The 22,910-nt window shown below is 49.2% G+C and carries 23 protein-coding genes; 8 read left to right on the forward strand and 15 right to left on the reverse strand.

Annotation, left to right across the window (positions count from 1 at the left end):
• A partial coding sequence (locus QN379_RS14675; RefSeq protein WP_323506961.1) for a DUF535 family protein occupies positions 1-484 on the forward strand: 484 nt, incomplete at its 5' end.
• 128 nt (positions 485-612) lie between these two features.
• Positions 613-1,734, forward strand: a complete 1,122-nt coding sequence (locus QN379_RS14680; protein ID WP_416348550.1) for a hypothetical protein — start codon at positions 613-615, stop codon at positions 1,732-1,734.
• Between the two features lie 121 nt (positions 1,735-1,855).
• On the opposite strand, the gene QN379_RS14685 is transcribed toward QN379_RS14680, so the two are convergent.
• Entirely contained in the window at positions 1,856-2,077 is a 222-nt protein-coding gene (locus tag QN379_RS14685) for a catalase (protein WP_323506992.1), read from the reverse strand.
• A gap of 534 nt (positions 2,078-2,611) precedes the next feature.
• Between QN379_RS14685 and QN379_RS14690 the strand changes: the two genes are divergently transcribed.
• Positions 2,612-3,910, forward strand: a complete 1,299-nt coding sequence (locus QN379_RS14690; RefSeq protein WP_323506963.1) for a solute carrier family 23 protein — start codon at positions 2,612-2,614, stop codon at positions 3,908-3,910.
• A gap of 288 nt (positions 3,911-4,198) precedes the next feature.
• Here the strand turns inward: QN379_RS14690 and QN379_RS14695 are convergent, their stop codons facing one another.
• The 13 genes from QN379_RS14695 to QN379_RS14755 all read right to left on the reverse strand — a co-directional run bounded on the left by QN379_RS14695 (position 4,199) and on the right by QN379_RS14755 (position 17,000).
• Positions 4,199-4,720, reverse strand: coding sequence for a type IV pilin protein (locus tag QN379_RS14695; protein ID WP_322236545.1), 522 nt, complete (start codon positions 4,718-4,720; stop codon positions 4,199-4,201).
• Between the two features lie 43 nt (positions 4,721-4,763).
• Positions 4,764-8,270: a pilus assembly protein gene (locus QN379_RS14700; protein WP_323506964.1), complete on the reverse strand. Its 3,507-nt coding sequence runs from the start codon at positions 8,268-8,270 to the stop codon at positions 4,764-4,766.
• On the reverse strand, positions 8,267-8,905 hold the full coding sequence (locus tag QN379_RS14705; protein ID WP_322236549.1) for a pilus assembly PilX family protein: 639 nt from the start codon (positions 8,903-8,905) through the stop codon (positions 8,267-8,269). The genes QN379_RS14700 and QN379_RS14705 overlap by 4 nt, the downstream gene beginning before the upstream one ends.
• Positions 8,906-9,805 carry a PilW family protein gene (locus QN379_RS14710; RefSeq protein ID WP_323506965.1) on the reverse strand — a complete coding sequence of 300 codons (900 nt, stop codon included), beginning with the start codon at positions 9,803-9,805 and terminating at the stop codon, positions 8,906-8,908.
• Complete coding sequence (gene pilV, locus QN379_RS14715; RefSeq protein ID WP_322236553.1) at positions 9,802-10,383, reverse strand: type IV pilus modification protein PilV; 582 nt, start codon at positions 10,381-10,383, stop codon at positions 9,802-9,804. Before pilV ends, QN379_RS14710 begins: the two co-directional genes overlap by 4 nt.
• A gap of 16 nt (positions 10,384-10,399) precedes the next feature.
• Positions 10,400-10,927: a GspH/FimT family pseudopilin gene (locus tag QN379_RS14720; protein ID WP_322236555.1), complete on the reverse strand. Its 528-nt coding sequence runs from the start codon at positions 10,925-10,927 to the stop codon at positions 10,400-10,402.
• Between the two features lie 263 nt (positions 10,928-11,190).
• Positions 11,191-11,346, reverse strand: coding sequence for a hypothetical protein (locus tag QN379_RS14725; protein ID WP_322236557.1), 156 nt, complete (start codon positions 11,344-11,346; stop codon positions 11,191-11,193).
• A 64-nt stretch (positions 11,347-11,410) separates the two neighbouring features.
• On the reverse strand, positions 11,411-12,811 hold the full coding sequence (locus QN379_RS14730; RefSeq protein ID WP_323506966.1) for an MATE family efflux transporter: 1,401 nt from the start codon (positions 12,809-12,811) through the stop codon (positions 11,411-11,413).
• 250 nt (positions 12,812-13,061) lie between these two features.
• The gene (gene arsH, locus QN379_RS14735; protein WP_416348551.1) at positions 13,062-13,793 is read right to left on the reverse strand and encodes an arsenical resistance protein ArsH; all 732 of its coding nucleotides are present in this window, start codon (positions 13,791-13,793) and stop codon (positions 13,062-13,064) included.
• A 13-nt stretch (positions 13,794-13,806) separates the two neighbouring features.
• Positions 13,807-14,232: an arsenate reductase (glutaredoxin) gene (arsC, locus tag QN379_RS14740; RefSeq protein WP_322236561.1), complete on the reverse strand. Its 426-nt coding sequence runs from the start codon at positions 14,230-14,232 to the stop codon at positions 13,807-13,809.
• 79 nt (positions 14,233-14,311) lie between these two features.
• A complete protein-coding gene (gene arsB, locus QN379_RS14745; RefSeq protein ID WP_323506967.1) occupies positions 14,312-15,379 on the reverse strand; it encodes an ACR3 family arsenite efflux transporter in 1,068 nt (355 codons plus the stop codon).
• 120 nt (positions 15,380-15,499) lie between these two features.
• Complete coding sequence (locus QN379_RS14750; RefSeq protein WP_323506968.1) at positions 15,500-15,832, reverse strand: metalloregulator ArsR/SmtB family transcription factor; 333 nt, start codon at positions 15,830-15,832, stop codon at positions 15,500-15,502.
• Between the two features lie 259 nt (positions 15,833-16,091).
• Positions 16,092-17,000: a LysR family transcriptional regulator gene (locus QN379_RS14755; RefSeq protein WP_322236567.1), complete on the reverse strand. Its 909-nt coding sequence runs from the start codon at positions 16,998-17,000 to the stop codon at positions 16,092-16,094.
• 123 nt (positions 17,001-17,123) lie between these two features.
• Between QN379_RS14755 and QN379_RS14760 the strand changes: the two genes are divergently transcribed.
• The 3 genes from QN379_RS14760 to QN379_RS14770 all read left to right on the forward strand — a co-directional run bounded on the left by QN379_RS14760 (position 17,124) and on the right by QN379_RS14770 (position 19,572).
• Complete coding sequence (locus tag QN379_RS14760; RefSeq protein WP_323506969.1) at positions 17,124-18,365, forward strand: MFS transporter; 1,242 nt, start codon at positions 17,124-17,126, stop codon at positions 18,363-18,365.
• A 125-nt stretch (positions 18,366-18,490) separates the two neighbouring features.
• Complete coding sequence (locus QN379_RS14765) at positions 18,491-18,943, forward strand: GNAT family N-acetyltransferase (protein ID WP_323506970.1); 453 nt, start codon at positions 18,491-18,493, stop codon at positions 18,941-18,943.
• Positions 18,943-19,572, forward strand: coding sequence for an NAD(P)H-dependent oxidoreductase (locus QN379_RS14770; protein ID WP_323506994.1), 630 nt, complete (start codon positions 18,943-18,945; stop codon positions 19,570-19,572). The genes QN379_RS14765 and QN379_RS14770 overlap by 1 nt, the downstream gene beginning before the upstream one ends.
• 107 nt (positions 19,573-19,679) lie before the next feature.
• On the opposite strand, the gene QN379_RS14775 is transcribed toward QN379_RS14770, so the two are convergent.
• On the reverse strand, positions 19,680-21,119 hold the full coding sequence (locus QN379_RS14775; RefSeq protein WP_323506971.1) for a PLP-dependent aminotransferase family protein: 1,440 nt from the start codon (positions 21,117-21,119) through the stop codon (positions 19,680-19,682).
• A 241-nt stretch (positions 21,120-21,360) separates the two neighbouring features.
• Here QN379_RS14775 and QN379_RS14780 point away from each other — a divergent pair, with 241 nt between their 5' ends.
• Both QN379_RS14780 and QN379_RS14785 read left to right on the forward strand, forming a co-directional pair.
• Positions 21,361-21,798, forward strand: a complete 438-nt coding sequence (locus QN379_RS14780) for a carboxymuconolactone decarboxylase family protein (protein ID WP_322236574.1) — start codon at positions 21,361-21,363, stop codon at positions 21,796-21,798.
• Between the two features lie 221 nt (positions 21,799-22,019).
• Positions 22,020-22,802 (forward strand): SDR family oxidoreductase, encoded by a 783-nt coding sequence (locus QN379_RS14785; protein ID WP_323506972.1) that lies wholly within the window; start codon positions 22,020-22,022, stop codon positions 22,800-22,802.
• Positions 22,803-22,910: the final 108 nt, after the last annotated feature.

A 22,910-nucleotide genomic window follows, 5' to 3' on the forward strand; every position in this document is an offset into this window, starting at 1 on the left:
CTCCGATGGAGCTCCCTTTGGACTTGGAGACAAAAATGTGTTATTTATTTCTAGTGTTCAGGGAATGCATGATTTTGAAAATGTGAAGTTGGCGACTAAACTTTGTCATGATATTCAACCCGCGCAATTATTGATGGCGGCGATGAGCGGCGTAACGACTGCACTTGGTTTTAAGACGCTGGTAGGGATTGGCAATAAAAATCAGATATCGCAAGGTAAGAAATTTTATTTTTCATATAACAATTTTTTTGAAAAATATGGTGCTCTGGTGTCAGACACAAATTTTTATGAAATTCCTGTTCCATTCGTTGAAAAACCCCTTGAACTGATTGAAATGAAACATCGGAAACGGACGCAAAAAAAGCGCGCTTTCAAAAATGAAATTAGCGATCACGTGGCACGCGCAATGGAACATTTTTTTGTGAAAGAAGCACAAGAAGTCAGGAGGAGTATTGACTCCAGAAAAGATGTCGTGACGTCGTAAAACATCGCTTTCGTTCAATATAACAATTTTGTGTCTTACATTTTTTTACGACCCTACGATCAGACGTACGTTTTCAATAGTAAATCGAATCTCTGTTTTGCAGGTGTGCCTCAACAGGAGCTAACACGATGAGATCATTAGTGATTACCGCACATGATTACAGATCGCGGCGGAAGGTGAACATGCATTTCATCGCTGCAGAATTGGCGAAATATGGCCCGACCAGTTTTTTTTCATGCCAATACAGTTTTCTTTCCCAATTAAAATCGGATCCTCGGAGTTCTTTGGATAGTCTCGCCAATAAAGTGGAGATGTACGAAGGTGTTAATTGCTACCTTTGGAAAACAATTATCCATCCAATCAACTTGCGCAAGGGTGCTTTTTATCCTATCGAAAAATTTCTATTTAAACGTTACATCGACCATCCCAGTCCGGTGCTGGTGGAGTGGATACAAAATGCCGATGTAGTGGTATTTGAAAGTGGCATAGCACCAATTTTCTTTGATTTAGTGCGACGCCTCAATCCGCAGGCAAAAACTATTTATCTCGCCTCGGATGATCTCGATACCATTAACGTCGCATCTTATGTAAAAGATACGTTCGCCCGAGTCGGGCCGAAAATGGATGCGCTTTGCCTAACGTCGCGCATGCTGGCTGATCGGATGCCAAGTCTGGAAAACTGTTATGTGATCCCGCACGGTTTCGATTATTCGGTGGAAGATCATGCCGATCCCTCGCCGTATGGGCCGGGTCTGCATGCGGTATCGGTTGGGTCTATGCTATTCGATCCCAGTTTTTTTGTCATCGCATCGGCAATGTTCCCGGAAGTCACATTTCATATTATTGGGTCGGGCACGGGAGCCGAGCCGGGGTACGGAAAGAATGTAGTGGTCCATGAAGAAATGCCACATCAGGCTACGTTACCCTATATCAAGCACGCGACGATGGGCATCGCACCTTATCGTTCGAGCGAGGTGCCACGCTATCTTTCCGATACGTCCATGAAGCTAATGCAATATGATTTTTTTCGGTTGCCAGCGGTATGCCCGGTGGGGATTGCTGGTGACTATCCATCGCGCTTTGGGTATATTCCGAGCGATGCCGACTCGATCGGGCAGGCTATTCGTGCAGCACTGGTGGCACCGCGTATAGCGCCGAAAAGAACGCCTTTGCGTTGGTCTGAAGTGATGGAGCGGTTACTGGCGCCCGATACGTTTGCAGACACGAAATTGACCGACTTCACCGTGTGATCCCTGCGTTGGAGAATGGAAAGCGGGAAGCCCGTAATGTGGGTCGAAAGGGTGCGAGATTTTAACGTCTCGCACACGGGATTATCGTTCTACTTAGCAGAGCAGGGTGAAGTCTATCGTTTTATTGTCCCGAAAAGCGCCGTCTCACGCTAAAACTATAAGCGATCTGGCGCGCCAACAGGATTAGATCTGCCGAAGGCGCAATGCCATCTACCAACAGTAATGAATTGAACGTCAGCGTTTTTTCGATTGCGGCGCTATCAGGGGCCATCGTGGTCAGCGACAAAATACCTAACGCGATTTGAGGCCGATCATTCGGCCAGACCACCGTGCCATCGTTGATACGGGGTGGGGCGCTTGGTCCGCGGCCATGGCTTGCGAAGCGAGTGTCAAAACAATTGCGCTGAACAGATTATGCAGAACGAATGAGATTGCGAGAGGACGGACAGTGAATTGTTTCAAAAAATCTCCGGAAATGATGCGTGTTAGTGGTAATTAAGGCAATGAATTGTCATTGTTTGATTAACTGGTCTGCGTGCTTATTTATTGTGGTTTCGAGTACGAAATGATGCCAAGTTAAGTCCGATAATGATGAAATTGATAATATTTATGTAGTCCCTTGAGTTCCATCATGACCTTTAGCGCTTTAACCATGCACTGAAAAAGTATCAAATATATAACTTCGCCGTCATCGTCACACAAACACCTTAAACAGGTATTTCTCCGTGCAATTGCTGAATGTCGATTGTCATTTTGGCTTGGTCTTCGTACACTACTCCCCAATCAAAATTCAAATAAATCATCCGACTGGCGGTGGTTGTTTTGCGTCGATAGACTAAAAACAGCAATCGCCAGTCGGGCTTTCAGGAAGAAAACTATGGCGAGTTCTTATTTTCCGAAGTGGCGCTTGCGCGCCGCTGTGGCAGGCGGGCAGGCACAAATCATCTCAACCGATGAGCGCCTGCCTTGGCCACAGACTTTTGCAATGGGTGTGCAGCACGTGGTCGCGATGTTTGGTTCGACGGTTTTAGCGCCATTGCTGATGGGATTCGATCCAAATTTGGCGATTTTTATGTCCGGCATAGGAACGCTATTGTTTTTCGTCTTGGTAGGTGGGCGTATTCCAAGTTATTTGGGTTCCAGCTTTTCGTTCATCGGGCTAGTGATTGCCGTCAGCGGTTATAGCGGCAGCGGTGTCAATGCCAATCTTGGGGTCGCGCTCGGTGGCATTATCGCTTGCGGCGTGGTCTATACGGTGATCGGTTTCGTGGTGATGCTGGTCGGCACGCGCTGGATCGAAAAGCTGATGCCGCCCGTAGTGACCGGCGCGGTGGTCGCTGTGATCGGTTTGAATTTGGCACCCATTGCCGTTAAAGGGGTGATCGGTAACAATTTCGATGCCTGGATGGCGCTTGGCACGGTACTTTGCGTCGGCGGGGTTGCGGTGTTCGCACGCGGTATGTTGCAGCGTTTGCTGATTTTGGTCGGATTGATGCTCGCTTATGTGATTTATGCGGTGCTGACCAACGGTGCAGGAATGGGAAAAGCAATCGATTTCTCAATCGTCGCTCATGCGGCCTGGTTTGGTATTCCCCATTTTTCCGCGCCCGTATTCCAGCTCAATGCGATGGCGTTGCTCGCTCCGATTGCGGTGATTCTGGTCGCTGAAAATCTCGGTCACATTAAGGCAGTAAGTGCCATGACCGGACAAAATCTCGATAAATATATGGGACGTGCATTCGTAGGTGATGGTTTGGCAACCATACTCTCCGGTAGTGTTGGGGGAACGGGCGTTACAACCTACGCTGAAAATATCGGCGTGATGGCCGTGACAAAAATTTACTCTACGTTGGTATTTGTGGTTGCCGCGCTAATTGCGCTGGTATTAGGTTTTTCACCGAAGTTCGGGGCCGTGATTCAGACTATTCCGGCGGCGGTATTGGGTGGTGTATCAATCGTCGTCTTTGGATTGATTGCGGTTTCTGGTGCGCGTATCTGGGTTGAGAATAAAGTCGATTTTTCTAATAACCGTAACCTTATCGTCGCTGCAGTGACGCTGGTATTGGGCGCTGGTGATTTTACGTTGAAGTTGGGTCAATTTTCGCTCGGTGGAATTGGTACCGCGACTTTTGGTGCAATTATTTTATACGCGTTGCTGGGTTTGAAGAAGACGTAAAGTAAAGACATTAAAGCGGCAATGTGTTGATTGCGCAGATACTTTCAATGGGCCTTAGGAATAGTTTCTTTCTTGAGGCCCCATGATGTCGCTTCAGTCTCTGCGACAGTAAACGTCCTGAAAAAACAATGTGTGTAAACGTTGCGTATGACCGATTTATTAAAAGTCAGATGGGCGATAAAGTAGCTGGCCGAACTAACATTGGTCGGCCGATGCAATAACCAGCCAACGTAAAAACTAACGATGCAAATAACTAACTAGCGAATGTAATACAGAGCGAAGAGCGAATTAGCCACCGCCCCAACATGTCGCCACCAGATTGACGTTGGCACCAATCAGACCTCGCTGCCCCGATTGATCCAGAACATACGTACCGCATCTATCCCCTAATCTAGGAGCAGCCTGAAGCGTAAACGCACTGTCAGAACTCGCAGTAACCTTTAAACTGTATCTGATATTTCCTGATTCTGGTGAGCGGGCCAATTCCGGCGGCAAAATCGGACGTGTTCCATTGACCAGGTAGGTGTTATTCACCGTAAATTGTTGCTCAAGCCAGTTGCTGGCTCGTAGCAATGCCGTCATCGCTTGTGTCCTGTCACTGCGCCTTATATATTCGGCATAACTAGGTACGGAAATAGCAGCTAAAATCCCAACGATCGCGACCACGATCATCAGCTCCATCAAAGTAAATCCGACTTGTTTTTGTATTTTTTTTCTGCTCACTGTGGCTTCCTGAATGGTGTCATCGCTGTTTATTGAGTCACTCTTCAACATGTGTTTCTCTTCACGCAGCGTACAAATAATAGGCATTAACGCTTCATGGCGTATCCCAATCAGCGCCGCTTAGATTTCTTTATTGGTCTGACACAACTATCTGGCGCCATCGCCGTATGACCTCCGACGACGTGACATAAGGTATGCATGTAGTTTTGCCATCCAGTTGATTGATGGTAATGCAGTCGTTTGATGTACCGGGAATACTTACGCCTTCGGAAGAAGTGCCGCCAGTTCCAATTGCGCTAGCGTTGTTACCTTGGGCATCCTGTATTGGTTTGCCATCCTTATCGACAAAAACAAAATCTTTAGCGACGCTCCCGTTCAGGATATCGGTTGCCATCGTGTACGATGTACCGCCCCCGTCACAGGGATTTACGGTGGGGCCAAGCGTTGTCGACAGCAGCACAACATTTTCTATGACTTGTAGGCGCCCAACAAATCGTTCGCCGGGATCTAGCATATCGATATACCACCCTCGCTTAGAGGACCAGTCGACAGCTCTATTGGTTAATATACGTCCTACCGTCACGCCGTTTTGCACCATTGGCGTGAGTCCTTGTTGTTGTAAATCTCCGCGGTCTTTTGTTGTGAATAGCCCAGGTTTATCCCATACGCCATATAAGGCTTGCTTATCCGTATTGGTTTTGTCGGCCGTTTCATAATATTTTCCGGTGCCAAAGGTCACCATAAAGCCGGCCGTTGGGTGCGGTGTCAATAGCGGTTGTTGAACAATCGGCGCAATGCTTCCATTGGCGGTGGTGGCCGTGAACATTTTTTTTGATACCCAATTATAAGGAGAGGTGGATGACATATCGAATTTCCACAAATTTCCTTTTAAATCACCCGCGTACGCAGCGATCAATTCACGCTTATGATTGAACAGCAAGCCCGGTGTGGATAATCCGTTTGGCGTCAATGTATCGCCAATCCTTGTGTCTATTTGATGAATCAGCTTACCGCTGGCAAGATCGACTACATATAAAATCGCTCTACCGCTCGCACTGTTATATCCGTTTCCGAAGATCGCCGCCCACCTTCCATTTGTCAAACGTACGGCCGCCAGCGTTCCTAATACATTGCCCAGATCTTTAAAGTCACCGCTGGCGCCAAGTTCCCATAAAATACTGCGTGCGCCGAGGCTCGCGGGACTAGTAACATCAATCGCAAATACGCCGTGTGAACCCGCACCAGTACTGCCTAATAAAATATTTTTCCATTGCCCACCAAGATAGGCATCTCCTTGTGCCAATTGTCCATCGACGAAATAATGATGTTTATAAGCCGGATCGCTCAATGATTTCAAATGGGGATAAACGGAATTCGGTATAAATGCGAATTTTTCAATCCCGGTTTGAGCGTCGAAACCATGTAGCATTCCATCGTTCGCACCGACATAAACCATCGCGGCGCGATTGCTTTCTTTTTTCTTGAGAAACGCGGCATACGTTTCGCCGCCGTTTCCATCAGAGGCTGATGTTGCATAACCGAAATTGGCCTTTCCGACATGTAACGGTGATGAGTTGATGATGTCGCCGAGCAAGTTTTCACGATATCGAAAAGTGCCACCGCTACTGTTTACCGTCTGCTCGGATGCTTTATTACCGCGCAAATATTCCGATATCGATTCCGATCCCAGATCAATTTTTTGAAAGGGGTCTAAGTTACTCCATGAAAATTTTATTCCGCCTGTGCCTGTATTCCAGGTCACAATATTTCGCGAGTCCCAGGGCGGAAATAGTGTTGCGGCGTCCCATTGCAGCTCTTTTTGTACCCCATTTTTTATGCTGTAAGCCTTTAAATGTCCAGTCCATTTTGTGGATTGAAAGCTTGGAGCATAAGAGAATCCAGCCGCACCGACCGTAGCGCCGGCATAGGCAATACTCGACCCCGCACCCTGTATGTCGCTGAGGGATTTCAGCATCTCAATCAAACCATTTTTTAAGATCGTGGGATTTTGTGCATTGAGATAACTACCACGACCGTTTACCGCAGCATGCCAAAGGTCGTCGATGGTATTTGATTTATCACTTACGGGCACTGGCCAGCTTCGATAGCCGCCTTTAATTCCGGCGTAATCACCTGATAGTGAGGTTTGGTAATCCGGCTGATATTTTAATACGCCACTTGCACCGAGGCTGACGGTATACGTCACCATATGTTGCCAGGTTGCCGGATCTTTGTTATTGGCAGTGATATGTCCGACTGTTCCACCTTGTCCTGGTCGGGATCCTATATCCGTCAACCAATACTTCATCGCCGTATCGGCCAGGGTGCCGGATGTCGGGGTAGCACCTTCATAGAAAGGTGGAGGAAAAGGTTGGCCTGGGATGAAAGGCTTTCCGGACACCGGGTCAAGCGGCACCGGAGCAGGTAAATCGTACGGCACGCTTTTATCGAAATTATCAACTTTTGAATTCGACAGATTCCAAAAGCCATCGGTCGATAAAATGGCGTAGTTTGACTGACATTTTAATTGAATCGGATCAGGCGGTGCGGGTGAGATGCCAGGCATGCCAAGTCCTTGGTAGTACTTTCCGACATTATCAAGTGCTATCGCAAGCGGCGTGCCTCCATTCGACTCGCTGGTGTATAACTTTTCGTACCATAGTGATTTTTGTGCGCTAGTAAAACTGGCAATTGGAACAAACCGTGTCTTATTTTGATTAATCGTTGAAAAGCCAATGCGGAAGCGATCGCTCAACCCCGAGAAGGCGATACCAAGCATAGTTTTCATCGCCAGATGGCGGGAGCGATGATAGGAAAACCAGTTGGCAAAATTTTGAATTTCTTCGTTATATGTACATTTGGTGGCATTTTTTGTGCAATCGCTACGCGTCGATGCGCGTGGATAAAAAGCGGTGGAGGGCAGAATGTCTGTTCGTACGTAGAATTGATCTTGGTACTGCGATCCATTTGTTTTTCCTTGACCGTGCCATGTGTAATAGTACGCATATTGCGCCTTGATAATGGGGCCGGACTTCGTACAAGTTTTATTTGTAGCAAATGTCTGTGGGTGGAAGAGGGGAAGTTTAAATGTTTTAGTGACGTGGCAAATTGCCGTGAGGGGAATTTTTTGACCGGTCTTAGCGTACCCATCCAATAATGTCGAGGTGGCATTTGCGTTCGCCATAAATCGACCGCTAGCCAACAGTCCCGGGGTATAGGTGAGTGCTGAGTTGTAATAAATTGGATTCCAATCGCTTGAGAAAAAAGCGGCCTGATTTTTGTCTGGTTGCTGAAAGCAAAAATTCTTGCAAATCCATCCGTATTTGTCATGATTATATTGGGGGGATGTATACGCATTGGTTACATCGTCCCCCGTTAGAGTCTCGAAGTTCATGCTGCCCGAATTATCGTAGATAAACATGAGATTGGGCGGTGGTGGCTCCGCCAAAAATAAGGGAGACTGCGCAATTTCAGCCAACGCGCTGCTGCATAATCCCATCATGGTTAAGCCAGTGATGCTGACTGCTGTATCGCGTATTAACTTGAGTCCGCGACCATGTATTCTGCGCACGAATAATCGGGATGAGGCTAATCTGACGAATAGTGTTGTTGGTAACATGATTTGCGTATCTCTCATTTTTTAAACCTTAAAGAGCTCTGCAGCATTACAACCGCATTGTCGGAGGGACCAGTGCCGCGCGCTGTGATCTGGTAGACGAAGATGCTTTCATCTCTGCTGACTTCCGTTGGACCTAATTGCAAAGTGTCTGAAATGTCGGTGGCCCGACATTTTGGTGAGCTTTTTACGCCGTAAGGCTTGGGATAAATCGATTTTAATGTGAGACCCTCGTAGTCGCTTCTTGCGCCGTTTCTTATACTTTTTTGCAGATCGATTTCACAATGACGGAGTGCCTGCTCCGCGGCTTGAAACGCCATTTGCTGATTACGCGCATTGCCCGCCAAGCTTTCGCCCGAGGTAGCATTGCGAATTTCGGTCACTCCCAGTAGCGTCATGACGACAAAAAAAATGAGTACCAAAGGCAAGGCAATCCCGGCTTGCCTTGTTATCGTCTTTGATATCGTCTTATTTCGCAGATTTATTTTTAGTTTTCTAGCCGGCTTAATCTTGGAAAAACTTGCGTTTTCATCTAATGAATGGTGGAAAAAGTGATGATCCGATTGGACACACCGATCACTGCTTCGTGGTGCGTGGTGGGAAACGTTCGCTGGGTCATGACGACTATCTGAATATATAGAATATTTTGCGTGCATTTATTGATCCAGCAACGTAGGTTGTACGTGATTACGTAAGGCAAAAGTGCGTGTTAACGTAGTATGCAATTTTTTATTAGGTGCAATTCTGGTCGTGTTATCGCAATCGCGATAAGATTGCGGGGTCGAAGTCACCTCGTTGTCGCTATGCAGCGCAATGCACACCTTTACACTGATGACCTGATCCCAATTAGTCTTGTTGGACCCTGAAATAGGAAGGGCTTCTACGTCATCGGCATTGCTGAAAAAAGTCGAGGGAGAATAGACACCTTTGGTATCCACGCCATAGGTCAATATCATTTTGTCGACATTACTTAACATTGACTGAGCCGGTTCTTGAGCGTTAACAATTTTTCCGTTACCCTCGCAAAATAACGAAGTCTCGCCATGTACCGTTTTTGTAAAATAGCGATTGATCACCGCGACTGACGTAGGCTCAGGAAGATCGGTATAGCCCGGTAGTGCGCCGTTACAATCAGCGCTAGTTTGATCCCAATAGTTTGAGGAATTCCAACGGCCTATCTCCGTATTTACCATATAACTCACAATGAATTCGGGCTGTTTGGCCGTCGTATTACATTGAAAGTCATCGGTCAACGGTAACTTAAAACCTCGCTGACAGGCTTTGAATCCGATCCCGCTAAAGTCTGTGGCGGTGGTTGTGCGCATATTGCCGTATCCGGCTTGCATCAAATTGCGGCCTATCATGTTCATGGCAATGTAGCCATCTTCCTGAATGCGCGCGTTGTCGTCGTTTAAGCGAGCGCTAAAGTGGCTACTAAAAAAAAGACTGGTAACGAATACCATCAGCACTAAACCAATCGCTAATGAGATCATCAATTCAATCAGGGAGAATCCACGATGCTTCTTTTTAGGAATCGCTAGCAGGATGGTCGTCATGGCACAAATACCGTTTTAAAACACCGGATTGTGTTGATATCCGTACCGCTAGGAAAGTTGGCGGCACAATTCGGATCGGGCTTGTCGCCATTAGCAGCTTTGGCTCTATTGGGTTCAGAAAAATATACAGTCAGAGTAAGGCCGTTGGTCGCGTCGCCAGTAACGTTTCCCCAGCCGCCGGCGATTGATCGCCTCAAATCGGTGCGCCAGTTGAAAAGATCCACTGCCGCGATTTGTCGGGGTGTGCACGAAGTGAATTTACAATGGCTTGAGGGAGTTCTGTTGGTGAGATAGTCGTCGTGCGTCACGTAGTCGCCCGCTGCGGAGGACCTGGCATTGGCTCGTATGCGGTCGGCCATATCTGCACTGGTCTGGCTAGCCAATGAACGAAATTGTGCCACCTTTTGATATTTTAATGAGATGACCTGTAATCCTGCCAGACCGAGTAAAGCGAACGCCGAAATCAGGAGTGCGACCAAAACCTCAATCATGCCGACTCCGCTTTGTCGGGACCGCTGGGCCGCAATTTTCAGGCGTTTCTTTTTTTGCCATTTCTGATTGTTGATGAAGCTCATCATAGGATATCTCTTATGTTCAACAAGCCGGAATAAACTCGCCATTTTGTCGATGTATTTGCACATGTCCGTTGATTGAGATACATACTTTGTGAACAAATTTATGATCGACACTAAATAAGAAAAATGGACTTACCCCGGTTTTTGTTTCGATTCTTCCAGTATCCTGATAGTGCAATGCAGTCACGGTCGCCTCAACCAGCAATTGTTTAGGGTACGCGCCGCGCCGGGCGGTTATTTCTCCGCCGCTTCCACCGCTGTCATTGGTCATCGTCAACCAGCCACTGGACCAATTGGTCTTCAAAGCGCAGACATTCGATCCGATATCTCCGTTGACGCTACTGCAAACGGTGACACGCTTACCGCGCTTGACCGCTTCGGATCTGGCTAGGCGATTGGCGGCAATAAACTCTTTTACGCTGGTAGAGACGCGTTGTTCATCTACAAAGTCACGCATTGATGGCAAAGCAATTGCCACCAGAATGCCAAATACAACGATGGTCATCATTAGCTCAACCAACGTAAAACCTTTGTTTGCAGCAGCCATGATGTCGGGTTCTTTACAAGTGTAAGAAGACAAAGATGAAGGCAAATCCGTACGAGAGCCATAAAAGGGCGCAATGCGAAATGCAGCGAAAGACGCGCTAACGTTTTTCCCAAATAAACATTGGACTATTATTTAAAAAGCGAAGGACCATTTTCAACTAAATAGCGTCGAGAAAAATCTGAAAATTTACGAGATTGGTCTATAAATAAAAGTCTTTGATGGCAGAGTAATCTGTGTGAATGAACGGATTTTTCTATTCGCCACTATATGAAGAAGATGGAGCTGAAGTCTCGTTTGTAGCGTAAGGTCGGCATGGCGGCGGAGGCGGTGGCGGGAGGAGGAGAATTGTTGGTCGGACTTGACCGTGCACCAGGTGCTTTGTGGTTTGGGGTTGTATTATCCGTGCGAAAAATAGACATGCATCGCCTCCACTTTGATAGATGGAGGTGATGCGTGGAGAATTTTATTCTGTCCTGATTTTTTTTAAGTAGCGCTTGCAGGAGAAACAGGAAGCATATGCGCATTGCGCCATGGACCAAAACGGTAATAGCCCATAGACATCAGCATCGCCGATAACGAGCCAACGCCAAAACTCCACCAGAGTGCGTCTGCTCCCCAACTTTCCATCAGCACGCTGGCAAATGGTAGACGTATGCACCATAACGCCAGGAATAGAATCACCAGCGGTGCCACTACGGCACCCGAAGCACGCATCACACTCGATAATACAAAGGTCACGCCTAAGGCCACGAAAGACCATGCGACCATGGCGTTGATGTGTTGTGCGATAGGTAGGGCATCTACATGCGCCGGCAAAAAGAGCGAAAGCGCCGTCTGGTTAAAAAGGTAAATCAGGGTGACCAGACCACCCGTCATGAGAAAGTTAAACATAATCCCGACCATCGCAATGCGCTGGACCCGGTCCAGTCGGCGTGCACCAATATTTTGCGCTGCCATGGAAGATACGGCCATGCCGACGGCGAGCGCTGGCATTTGTACATAATTCCAAAGTTGCAGGCAGGCGCCATAGGCAGCGGAGGTTTGAGTTCCAAAATGATTAACTAGCGAAATCATCATGATCATGGATAGAGAGATCACCACCATTTGCAATCCCATCGGAATGCCTTTAAGGATCATGGCTTTCAAAATCGCGCGGTCGGGGCGCAGATAATGTCCTTCGCCAGCATGCAGGCAAAGGAAGTGTTTTTTATAATATAAGAAGCTAACGAGGGCGGTCAGGCTGATACTTTGTGCGACTAGCGTGGCGACCGCCGAGCCCGCGATACCAAGTGGTGGAATGAGACCCCAACCGAAAATAAATAATGGATTTAACGCAATATCGAGTCCGACCGATAGCATCTGAAATTTTAACGGCGTCTTGGTATCGCCAGCGCCGCGCAAAATCATCGTGATGAAGATGGTTGAAAACTGAAACGGCAACGCCAGGAAGATGATGCGCAAATAAGCAACAGCCAAGGGCAGGGCATCATGCGGCGTATGCATCCACTCCATCAACCGTCGGGAGAATAGAAATCCGCACATGGCAACTAGCAAAGACAAGCAGAGAAAAAAGGTGATGCTGGTGCCGACTACGCGTTTGGCCTGATCGGTATTTCTTGCACCAAGGCTTTGCCCGACCAGTATCGTGGCCGCCATCCCAAGTCCTAAAACGCTGGTGATGAGAAAAAATAGAATAGCGTTTGAATTGGCGGTCGCGGTCAATGCAGATTCGCCCAGATAATGGCCCACCCATACCGCATTGACCGATCCGTTTAACGATTGCAATACGTTGCCGAATAAAATCGGTAATGTAAAAAAGAACAAGGTTTTTGCTATCGGGCCTTCAATTAGGGCGGCGTGCGAGTGAGAGGAGGCTGGCTTCATTGGAGGTCGATTATGCGTAAAATATCGCACTAGCTTACCAAGTATTCCGTTGATTTGTGTAGATTAAAGCATGGTTTGAATTGGCTTTAAGCTGAAGGTGTTGCGGTATTTTTTGATAGCGGTAACGTTAGGGATTATCTTTGCTCAAAAGTATCTTTCGCTTTCTCCGCCGACGTTGCCCTTGATGATCCCGGAGCAAAAAAATGCACAGGGATCGGATCGCAGAATTTTTTTTTAATAAAAATAACCATCAGATCGTGGCTTGATTCACCCGCTTGCTTAATTCTTCGGCACTTTCTTTGCGTTCGCTATAACGGTCCACCAGAAAGTCGGAAACATCACGGGTGAGCAAGGTGAATTTAAACAGCTCTTCCATAACGTCGACAACGCGGTCGTAGTAGGCGGAAGGTTTCATGCGGCCTGCGTCGTCGAACTCCATAAAGGCTTTTGCAACGGAAGATTGATTCGGAATGGTGATCATCCGCATCCAGCGCCCCAGAATACGCATCTGATTGAGCGCGTTGAATGACTGTGATCCACCGGATACCTCCATCACCGCCAAGGTTTTCCCTTGTGTTGGACGCACCGCACCGATCGATAACGGAATCCAGTCGATCTGCGCCTTCATGATGCCTGTCATCGCGCCGTGGCGCTCCGGTGAACACCAGACCATACCTTCGGCCCACTGGGCAAGTGCGCGCAGCTCTTGCACTTTTGGATGACTATCGGGCTCGCCATCAGGCAACGGTAAGTCACGCGGATCAAATATTTTGACTTCACCACCCATTGCATTGAGAAGTCTGGCAGCTTCTTCGGTAAGAAGGCGGCTATAAGATTTCTCACGTAATGATCCATACAACAACAGGAAACGGGGCGCGTGGGACGAACGTGCGATGCCAGTAAAATCCGATATCAATGGCGTGTGAAACAGGTCGGCTTGAATGTTCGGCATTGCAGGATCGCATGGTAGAAGGCTTTCCATCATGCGCTCAGTTTTATTTTGAGACACGTTGCCCCTCCGCATTGATGACAACTTCACCGTCCTCTTTACTGAACGATGCCCGTTGTGGGATAGGTAGAATGTCGAGTAGCAACTCGGACGGACGGCACAAGCGCGTGCCATTTGGCGTGATCACAAATGGCCGGTTGATCAGTATCGGATGCGCTATCATGGCTTCAAGTAATTGTGTATTTGTTAACTCGTCATTGTCCAGGCTGAGCTCCGAATACAACTTTTCTTTCTGTCGGATAGCCTCCCGTACCGTCAGGCCAGCATCGGAGATCATCTTTGTCAGTGTTGCAAGTGACGGCGGCTGCTTCAGGTATTCGATCACTTCGGGTTCAATTCCGGCATTGCGTATTAAAGCCAATGTGTTGCGCGATGTTCCGCAAGCAGGATTATGATAAATCGTGATATTCATGGAATAACTTTCTTAAAAGCGTGTAAATTTTCTGTTTATAGAAATGGGACTGGTAATCTGGCCCATTGCCCAGCCCAACTCAACGTCTTTCGTACCAGCCTTGCGTCCGATTAACGACGCTGACAACGACTAACATGGCCGGTACTTCAATGAGCACACCGACCACCGTTGCAAGCGCCGCGCCGGATTTAAAGCCAAACAGGCTGATCGCGGCTGCAACCGCCAATTCAAAGAAGTTGGACGCCCCGATTAATGCGGATGGACAGGCAATCGAATGCTTTTCGCCAACAATTTTGTTAAGCCAATAAGCCATTGCGGAATTAAAAAAGACTTGTATCAGGATCGGAATAGCCAGCAATGCTATGACCAACGGTTGTTCAATGATCGCATTGCCTTGAAATGCGAAGAGCAATACCAGCGTGAGTAATAACGCCGAAATCGACCAAGGTTGGATCCGATCCATTACTTTATCGAAGCTGGATTGCCCGCGTCGCAGCAACAATTTGCGCCATAGCTGGGCGATGATCACCGGCACAACGATGTACAAACCCACTGAGGTCAGTAATGTCGCCCAAGGGACGGTGATACTCGATACGCCAAGAAGCAGGGCGACCAAGGGCGCAAACGCAAACACCATGATCAAGTCGTTCATGGCAACTTGTGACAGCGTAAAGTACGGATCGCCGCCGGTCAGACGGCTCCAGACAAATACCATCGCGGTGCAAGGGGCGGCGGCCAGCAGGATCAATCCTGCCACGTAAGAATCCAACTGGTCAGCCGGCAAATACGGTGCAAACCAATGGCGGATAAATATCCAGGCGAGTAAGGCCATCGAGAAAGGTTTGACTGCCCAGTTAATAAATAAGGTAACGCCGATACCGCGTACATGTCCTTTAACCTGATTCCACGCAGAAAAGTCGATCTTCAGCAGCATGGGAATAATCATCACCCAGATCAACAAGCCAACCGGCAGGTTAACGTTAGCGACTTCCAGTGCGCCGATAGTCTGTACTGCATGGGGAAATCCCTGGCCCAGAACAATCCCGATAATGATACATAACCCCACCCAAACCGTGAGGTAACGTTCAAATAAATTCATGGGCGCAGCAGTGCTTGATTCTGCGCGAGTTTCGCATTGGATCGTCATAGTATTTCTCGATAAGACGGAGGTAATTCAAGTAGGCGGTCTTACTTGTCGTTGCGTAATCCGGATGATGGTTGGTTGGGTTTTAGTTGTATTTATTTTTGTGTCGATGCATTGTCGGGTTTAAGTTTGGATGGTTTCTGCGTTACAGGTAGTGTTGGATATGCATGGATTGCCGCCGCAACAATTTTCAGTAAGGAATCCGATCAGGCCATTCATCGTGGTGAAATTGGCTGCATAAATAACGAAGCGTCCCTCTTGTTTTGAGGTGACCAGATTCGCATGGGTCAGTTCTTTTAGGTGGAATGATAGCGACGATGGCGGAATGCCAAGCTGCTCACCAATTTTGCTGGGCGGCATGCCGGATGGTCCGATTTGTACTAATAAGCGATACACGGCAAGGCGTGAATCTTGTGCCAGTGCGGCTAGAGCGGCGATAGCAGTTTGAGTATTCATTATTGTAGTCCGAGTTAATTCTATATTTCTATAATATTGGAATTGTAGAATAGTTGCAAGGATAACGTACATTGCCATTCTTAGATGGCCTTATTTATGCCAATATGATTGGCAAGCCTGATTGTTCGTCTAGGTGAAATGGGTCTTCATCGGTTGTGGTTTATCTTGGGCAATGTAAATGCCTGATTGTTTCTCATCAATGAGAACGGCGTGCGCGACGCGCACTTACATTGTCCTCGTCAGCTAGGTTCCGTGCAATTTAGCTAACGGATAAAGATACTGTCAACTGATCAAGGAGGGCACTGACCTTTGGTAGTAACTGTCGACTGCGTGGCCATACCAGCGACAGCGGAAGTCCTTCTGTTGCTAACTGCGGCAGTATTTCAACCAGCTTTGTGCTCGCCAATTCGTCTTTGATAAGCCAGGTTGCTAATTGTGCGATCCCGGCCCCCGCGCATACCGCGCTGACTTGGGCTTCACCCAAGCCGAGCACGATTCCACCTTCTATCGCCCGGTGCTCGATATGTCCGTTGCCGTGACTGATCCTCCAGGGACTGCTGGTGCCATCTGCCTTGTGGTAGAGGACGGCATCGTGGGCGTCCATATCTGCTTCAGTCTTTGGCATTCCGCGTCGCTTGATATAGGAAGGCGCTGCACAGAAAATCAACCGTTCGCTGCCGAGGTAGCGGTGGCCCAATGATGCCGGCCAACTATCGGGGCCGCCAATACGCACACCGACATCAATTCCTTCTTCGATAAGGTCGACGAAGCGGTCGGTAAAAGAGACGTGCAGACGTACTTTGGTATGGAGCTGGGCAAACGCCAGCAGCACCGGCATGACTTGGGAGCGACCATACGATGAAGGTAAATCGACCCGCAGTCGCCCAGATGGTGCGATGGTTTGGGCGGCCAGAATAGTTTCTGCCGCCTTGAGTTCTTCCAGTACGGCAGTGCAAGTGCGGTAATAGGTCTGACCAGCATCGGTTAACCTCAAGCGCCGCGTAGTACGTTCGAACAGGCGCACGCCAAGCCGGGACTCAAGTCTTGCCACGCTTTTGCTGACGGCGGAACTGGTCAGATTCAAGCGAATGGCCGCCGCGGCAAAGCTTCCTGCGTCTGCCGTATAAACAAAGGTTTCGATACCCTTAAACTGTTCGGTCGGATGCATATTTAGCCATTGAATAGGTCATTAAGGAATTTAATTCTTCGAAGTTGAGAAAAATCACCTTATATGAGAATTCCATTCTCGCATATCCTTGCCATACATTTCAATTAAGAAAGTTTTCTTATTATGTCGTCCGCTGTCCCCGCATCACCAGCCTCGCCGCCAATTTTATCTCCAGCCATTGACATCGCCTCGCACCCAGGTCAACAAGGTCTGTCCATTGCGATTCTCGCGTTTGCGGCATTTGTCATCGTTACCACCGAATTCCTGATCGTCGGTTTGTTGCCCGCTTTGGCGCGTGACCTCGGTATATCGATTTCTACTGCCGGTCTGTTGGTCACACTTTTTGCGTTCACTGTCATGCTATTCGGCCCCGTGCTGACCGTTTTTTTGTCGCATTTTGAACGCAAGCGCCTGTTCATCGTCATCATGCTGGTTTTTGCCGTATCAAATGCATTAGCCGCTTTGGGGACGAATATATGGATACTTGCATTGGCACGCTTTATTGCTGCATTGGCATTGCCGGTTTTCTGGGGCACGGCGAGTGAAACTGCCGGACAAATTGTCGGGCCTGAACGCGCGGGCCGCGCCGTGTCGCAAGTCTACTTTGGGATATCTGCGGCGCTGCTGTTCGGTATTCCCTTGGGAACGCTGGCGGCGGATGCCGTTGGCTGGCGTGGGACGTTTTGGGGTTTGGCGGTATTGTGTTTGTTGATGGCGGGGTTGTTGGTCATGTTTATGCCGACCGTCGCGCGTCCGCAGCGCGTCAAAATTGCCGAGCAGACGCAGATTCTGAAGGATCCCCACTTTCTTGCTAACGTTGCTTTATCCATTGTGGTGTTTACAGCGATGTTCACTTCCTATACTTATCTGGCCGATACGCTCGAACGTGTCGCGGGCGTCCCAACTTCGCAAGTCGGATGGTGGTTAATGGGGTTTGGTGCAATGGGCATGATGGGTAATTGGATCGGTGGTTATGTTGTTGATCGCAGTCCCCTCGGCGCGACGCTTGTATTTACACTTTTGCTGGCGATTGGGATGGCGGGTAGCGTGCCATTGGCAGGGTCGTATGGCTGGCTGGGATTGGACCTGTTGATATGGGGGATTGCTTATACGGCTTTATTTCCGATATGTCAGGTACGTGTCATGAAAGCGGCATCCAACGCACAAGCCCTGGCCGGTACGATCAACGTGTCGGCAGCAAATGCGGGCATCGGCGTTGGTGCAATGATTGGCGGCTTTGGTATTGAACGCTTTGGGATCGGAAGTATCGGTTATGTCGCAAGCGGCATCGCGGTTGTGGCGATTGTGATGGGACTAATGATGCAAAAAAAGGGGGGGGAAACGCGCAACAAATTGCATAAATAAGGATGGATTGCAGCGTTAGAATCTTGATATGTTTTGCTTGATGTCCTAGTCGGCTTACTATTTCTTGGCACTATAAGATGTGCCATTGCGACGCTATAGTAGAGGCTCAAGCGAAGAGGAATCTCATGAACAGACCCACCGAATTCAGGCAGTTGGACGATCCGGCAACTATCCTGACTGCCTTCCCAATCATGCAAGAGCTGCGCCCGCATTTGCAGGATGCGCAGTTATTCACGGCGCAGATAGAACGACAGCGTACGCAAGGCTATCGTCTGCTTGCCGCATACAAGCACAATGAAATACTCGGCTTAGCGGGATATCGCCTTCAAGAAAATCTGATTTATGGCGAGTTTATCTATGTTGATGACTTGGTAGTGACCGCTCGCTTGCAACGCTCTGGCGTGGGTGGCGAGTTGTTAGAGGCGGTTCGGCAAGAGGCGATAGGATCAGGGTGCGCGCATTTTGTATTGGATACCGGGCTGCATATGGCACTGGCTCAGCGGTTTTATTTCCGCCATGGTCTGTTGGCAAGAGGAATGCATTTTGTCGAAGCTTTGATGCCAAGAGGGGTAGCATGATGCGTGCACTCCTGTTGAACTGTAGCCCCCATGGCACAGCGAGTCACGGCTATCGTTTAGCCAAAGAGATGTTCGCCGCCCTCAAGCAATCACCCGAAGCGAACATGCAAGATGTAAAGCTCATTGAGCGCGATTTGGTAGCAGAACCTTTGCCGATAATCGATCAGAAATATGCTGCCGCAATCACATCAAAAACGCCAATAGCAGATGCATTCGATTGGTCAGAGCGCTTGATCGGCGAGATTGAGCAAACCGATATGCTAGTGATCACTACGCCGATGCATAATTTTACTGTCCCGGCTTCACTCAAGCTGTGGATTGATCATGTGCTGCGGATTCACCGTACTTTTAGTCCCACGCCAGAAGGAAAGATTGGATTGATGCAAGATCGTCCAACGTTCGTGATCGTTGGTTCAGGCGGCTTCCATGCGGGTGAGCGGGCGCGTCAACCAGATTTTTTGACGCCTTATATGCGCTATGCGCTGGGCTCTATTGGGATTAAAAACGTCAAGTTCATCCTTCTGGAAGGTTTGGTATTTGGTGATGCGGCGGTGGAAGAGGCGGTTGCTGCGGCGCGGCGCGAGATGATGGTCGACATACCGTTCTGTGCGTTGCAAGTAGTCACATAGTGCCGTAGAAAATTCAGGTTATAAACGACAATGGGTGACAGCATGCTTGCCGCTTACGTCATTTGGAATACATTTAAAAAAATCGTTATATTTGTAGTGGCATTTTGTTAGGCATTCAGTGCTTGTTTTAGTCTTAAAGCAAGACTGATGGCGGTATCTGAATCGGGGATATTTGCAAAACCGATGACCAGCCCGGGTTGTGGCCGGGCGTCAATGTACCAACGCGACAGCGCGTGCAATCCAAAGCCAGCGGTGCGGGCGCGTTCGACTAACACGACGTCATCCGTACCTTCTGGCAACTTTGCCACGATGTGTAGACCGCCCGGTTGGAGATCAATACGTAACCAGTTTCCGAACACTTGCTGCAACGCTTGTGCGGTGATCATGCGCCGTTCGGCATACAACAGGCGCATCTTTTTGAGATGACGTGAGAAATGACCATCAGCGATGAAGTCGGCCACACTGGCCTGAAATAGAGACGGACAGCCTGCATTCAGATCGGCGCACACAGTCTGAAATCGTGCGGTGGCGCTAAGTGGTGCCACCACATAAGATAGGCGCAGACCGGGAAACATTACTTTACTGAAGGTGCCGCTGTAAATGACCCGGTCGTCGCGATCAAGGCTTTTTAGTGCGGGTAGAGGGCGTCCCTGATAGCGGAACTCACTATCGTAATCGTCTTCGATGATCCAGCTATGCGCCGAACTGGCCCATTCGAGCAAGGCCATTCGGCGTTCCAGCGACAGCGTGACGCCCAGCGGACTTTGATGCGAAGGCGTCACCACGGCAAACCGCGCGTCCGGACGCAGGCGCAATCCTTCCTCAACCATTAAGCCATGCTCATCTACAGGGATAGGAACCAACGTGGCGGCAGCGTTGCGCAGAAACAGTTGCGCCAATATATAGCCGGGATCCTCAAACCAGAAGGCATCACCAGGTGCGGCGAGACTGCGCAAAACGAGTTCTAACGTAGCGCGGTAACCCGCGGTGACGAAGATCTGCTCAGGCATGCAACTAACACCGCGCGACAGCCCCAGATAAGTCGCAATGCGTTCGCGCAACGGGCGATAGCCTAAGGGATCAGGATACGCTAATCCAATCGATTCAGAATCTCGCAGGCGATGCGCGGCAAGACGATTCCAGACCTTGCGAGGAAAAGCGTCAAGTGCAGGCAGACCAAGTTGCATCGGCTTAGGTACCAGTCCATCGCAATCGGTCATTGCCGGTGCCAATGGTCCAGCCGCAAGGCGCAGTGGCTTGTGTGCCACTGGAACGGGCAGTGAGGGTGATACCACAGTGCCGGCTGCGCCCCGGACTTGTAAATACCCCTCATCCGTCAAAATCCGGTAGGCCATTTCCACCGTCCCTCTGGCTAAATTGAGCGCGGTCGCGAGCGCCCGCACGGCGGGTACACGATCGCCTGCGCGTAAGTGGCCTTGTGCAATGGCTGTCTTGAAGCGTTGGCAAATTTGCAAATAGATAGGCAGTTGCAGCGTGCGATCAACTTGCAGTTCCAGTGTGAGCGGGACAGGATGAAGTTTTTTCATGGACTAGTCATTTTGATGTTTCTTGGCTCTTTCGATACTGCCATGATATTCGCATACTGAGGACTGACGCAAATCGCCCCAACTGCGTTGTGCTCTCCTAGTCGGCTACGAGGCCCGATACTCAGGCACTGTCTTCGGCAAGCCCTGTTGGGACGGTTTTGCGTGAGTCCTAATACTAAATGTATTGAATTACCTAAAATATTTTTTATCCCTTATCACTCAACTTAGCAAAGACATCAAAATGGAATCCCGCCTCGACTTTTACAAAAACAATCCCGACGTCATCAAAGCCTTAATGGCGGTTGAAAATCAGGTCAGCAAAGGAACGCTGGATATCACCCTAAAAGAGTTAGTGCGTCTGCGCGCTTCGCAAATCAACGGCTGCGCTTTTTGCGTCGATATGCACGTCACGGAAGCGCGTAAGGCAGGCGAAACCGAGCGCCGGATGGCGACTGTTGTGGCATGGCGCGAGTCGCTATTTTTTACCGCCCGCGAACGCGCGGCACTGGAATGGACGGAGGCGCTGACACTGGTATCACACGATCACGTGCCGGATGCGGTGTGGCATGCAGTCAGGCCGTTCTTTGATGATGCCGAGTTGATGGATTTAACCTTGTTGGTGACATCTATTAATAGTTGGAACCGCTTTGCGGTCGCGTTCCGAAAAATGCCGGTTTGAGCGTAATTCTGGCATAAGGATCGGGGCAGTCGAAAGCAGATGATCGGCCATTTTTAGCTAATAGTTGCCCATAGCCCGCTACCGAACATTCGACGGCGGCTGTGGCACACTGTGTAATGATTGTATTATTAACCTGTAAGCGAGAAAGAGCGATGAAGGGAAATCAACCCCGAACTGAACTCAATGTAAATTAACGCAACGCAGCGAGGAATACACGCATCATGGAAAACGAATTTTCAGGAAAAATTGTCGTTGTCGCCGGTGGCAGTGGTGGGATTGGGCGCGCAATTGCCGCCGCGTTCGCAGCCGAGGGCGCGCAAACGGTTCTCACCGCGCACGCAAATCAGGCGGCGGCGTCAGACCTTGGCGTGGGCGACGTTGCGTTGCGTCCCGACGTTTATGTTGCTGACCTGCGCCAAGAGGAGGGATGCAAGTCGGTGTTTGATTTTGTCTCCCAGCGTTATGGGCGTTGCGATATTTTGGTCAATGCAGCTGGCGCCACGCGCGCTGGTGCTTTTCTTTCGCAGTCCTCGGAAGACTGGCAGGATGGGTTCGCGCTCAAGTTCTTTGGTTGCGTCAACCTTTGCCGCTTATTCTGGCCTTTGCTAAAAGCAGCGAATGGACACGTGGTCAATATTATCGGCGGTGCTGCGCGTACGCCAGATTTCGGATTTTTGGTCGGTGGTTCAGTCAATGCCGCCATGCACAACTTTACCAAGGGACTTTCTGGCTTGGGTAAAATTGACGGCGTTAACGTCAACGCAATCCTGCCGGGTTTGATAGAAACCCCTCGTGTCGAACAACTGTTTAGTCAGCGGGCAGCAGCAAGCGGCTTGTCGGTAGAAGAAGTGCGCGCAGCACAGATCGCCAAGGACGGCATCGCCAGAATCGGGCAGCCTGAAGACGTCGCAGGACTTGCGTTGTTTTTATGTTCCGAGCGTGCGCGCCACATTCAGGGAACGGCTATCGCGGTAGATGGTGGCGGCACGTCGGGTGTCTATTAAAAGAGCAATAGTCCTCAAACCTCAATCTTCAGGAAGCTTGTCGCTTAAGCTTATTTTAAAGCGACAGCTTTTCCTTGCCATCTTTGAGATGCGCAACGTAGCGTTATG

This window comes from Glaciimonas sp. Gout2, from assembly GCF_035018905.1.
Classification (GTDB): domain Bacteria; phylum Pseudomonadota; class Gammaproteobacteria; order Burkholderiales; family Burkholderiaceae_D; genus Glaciimonas.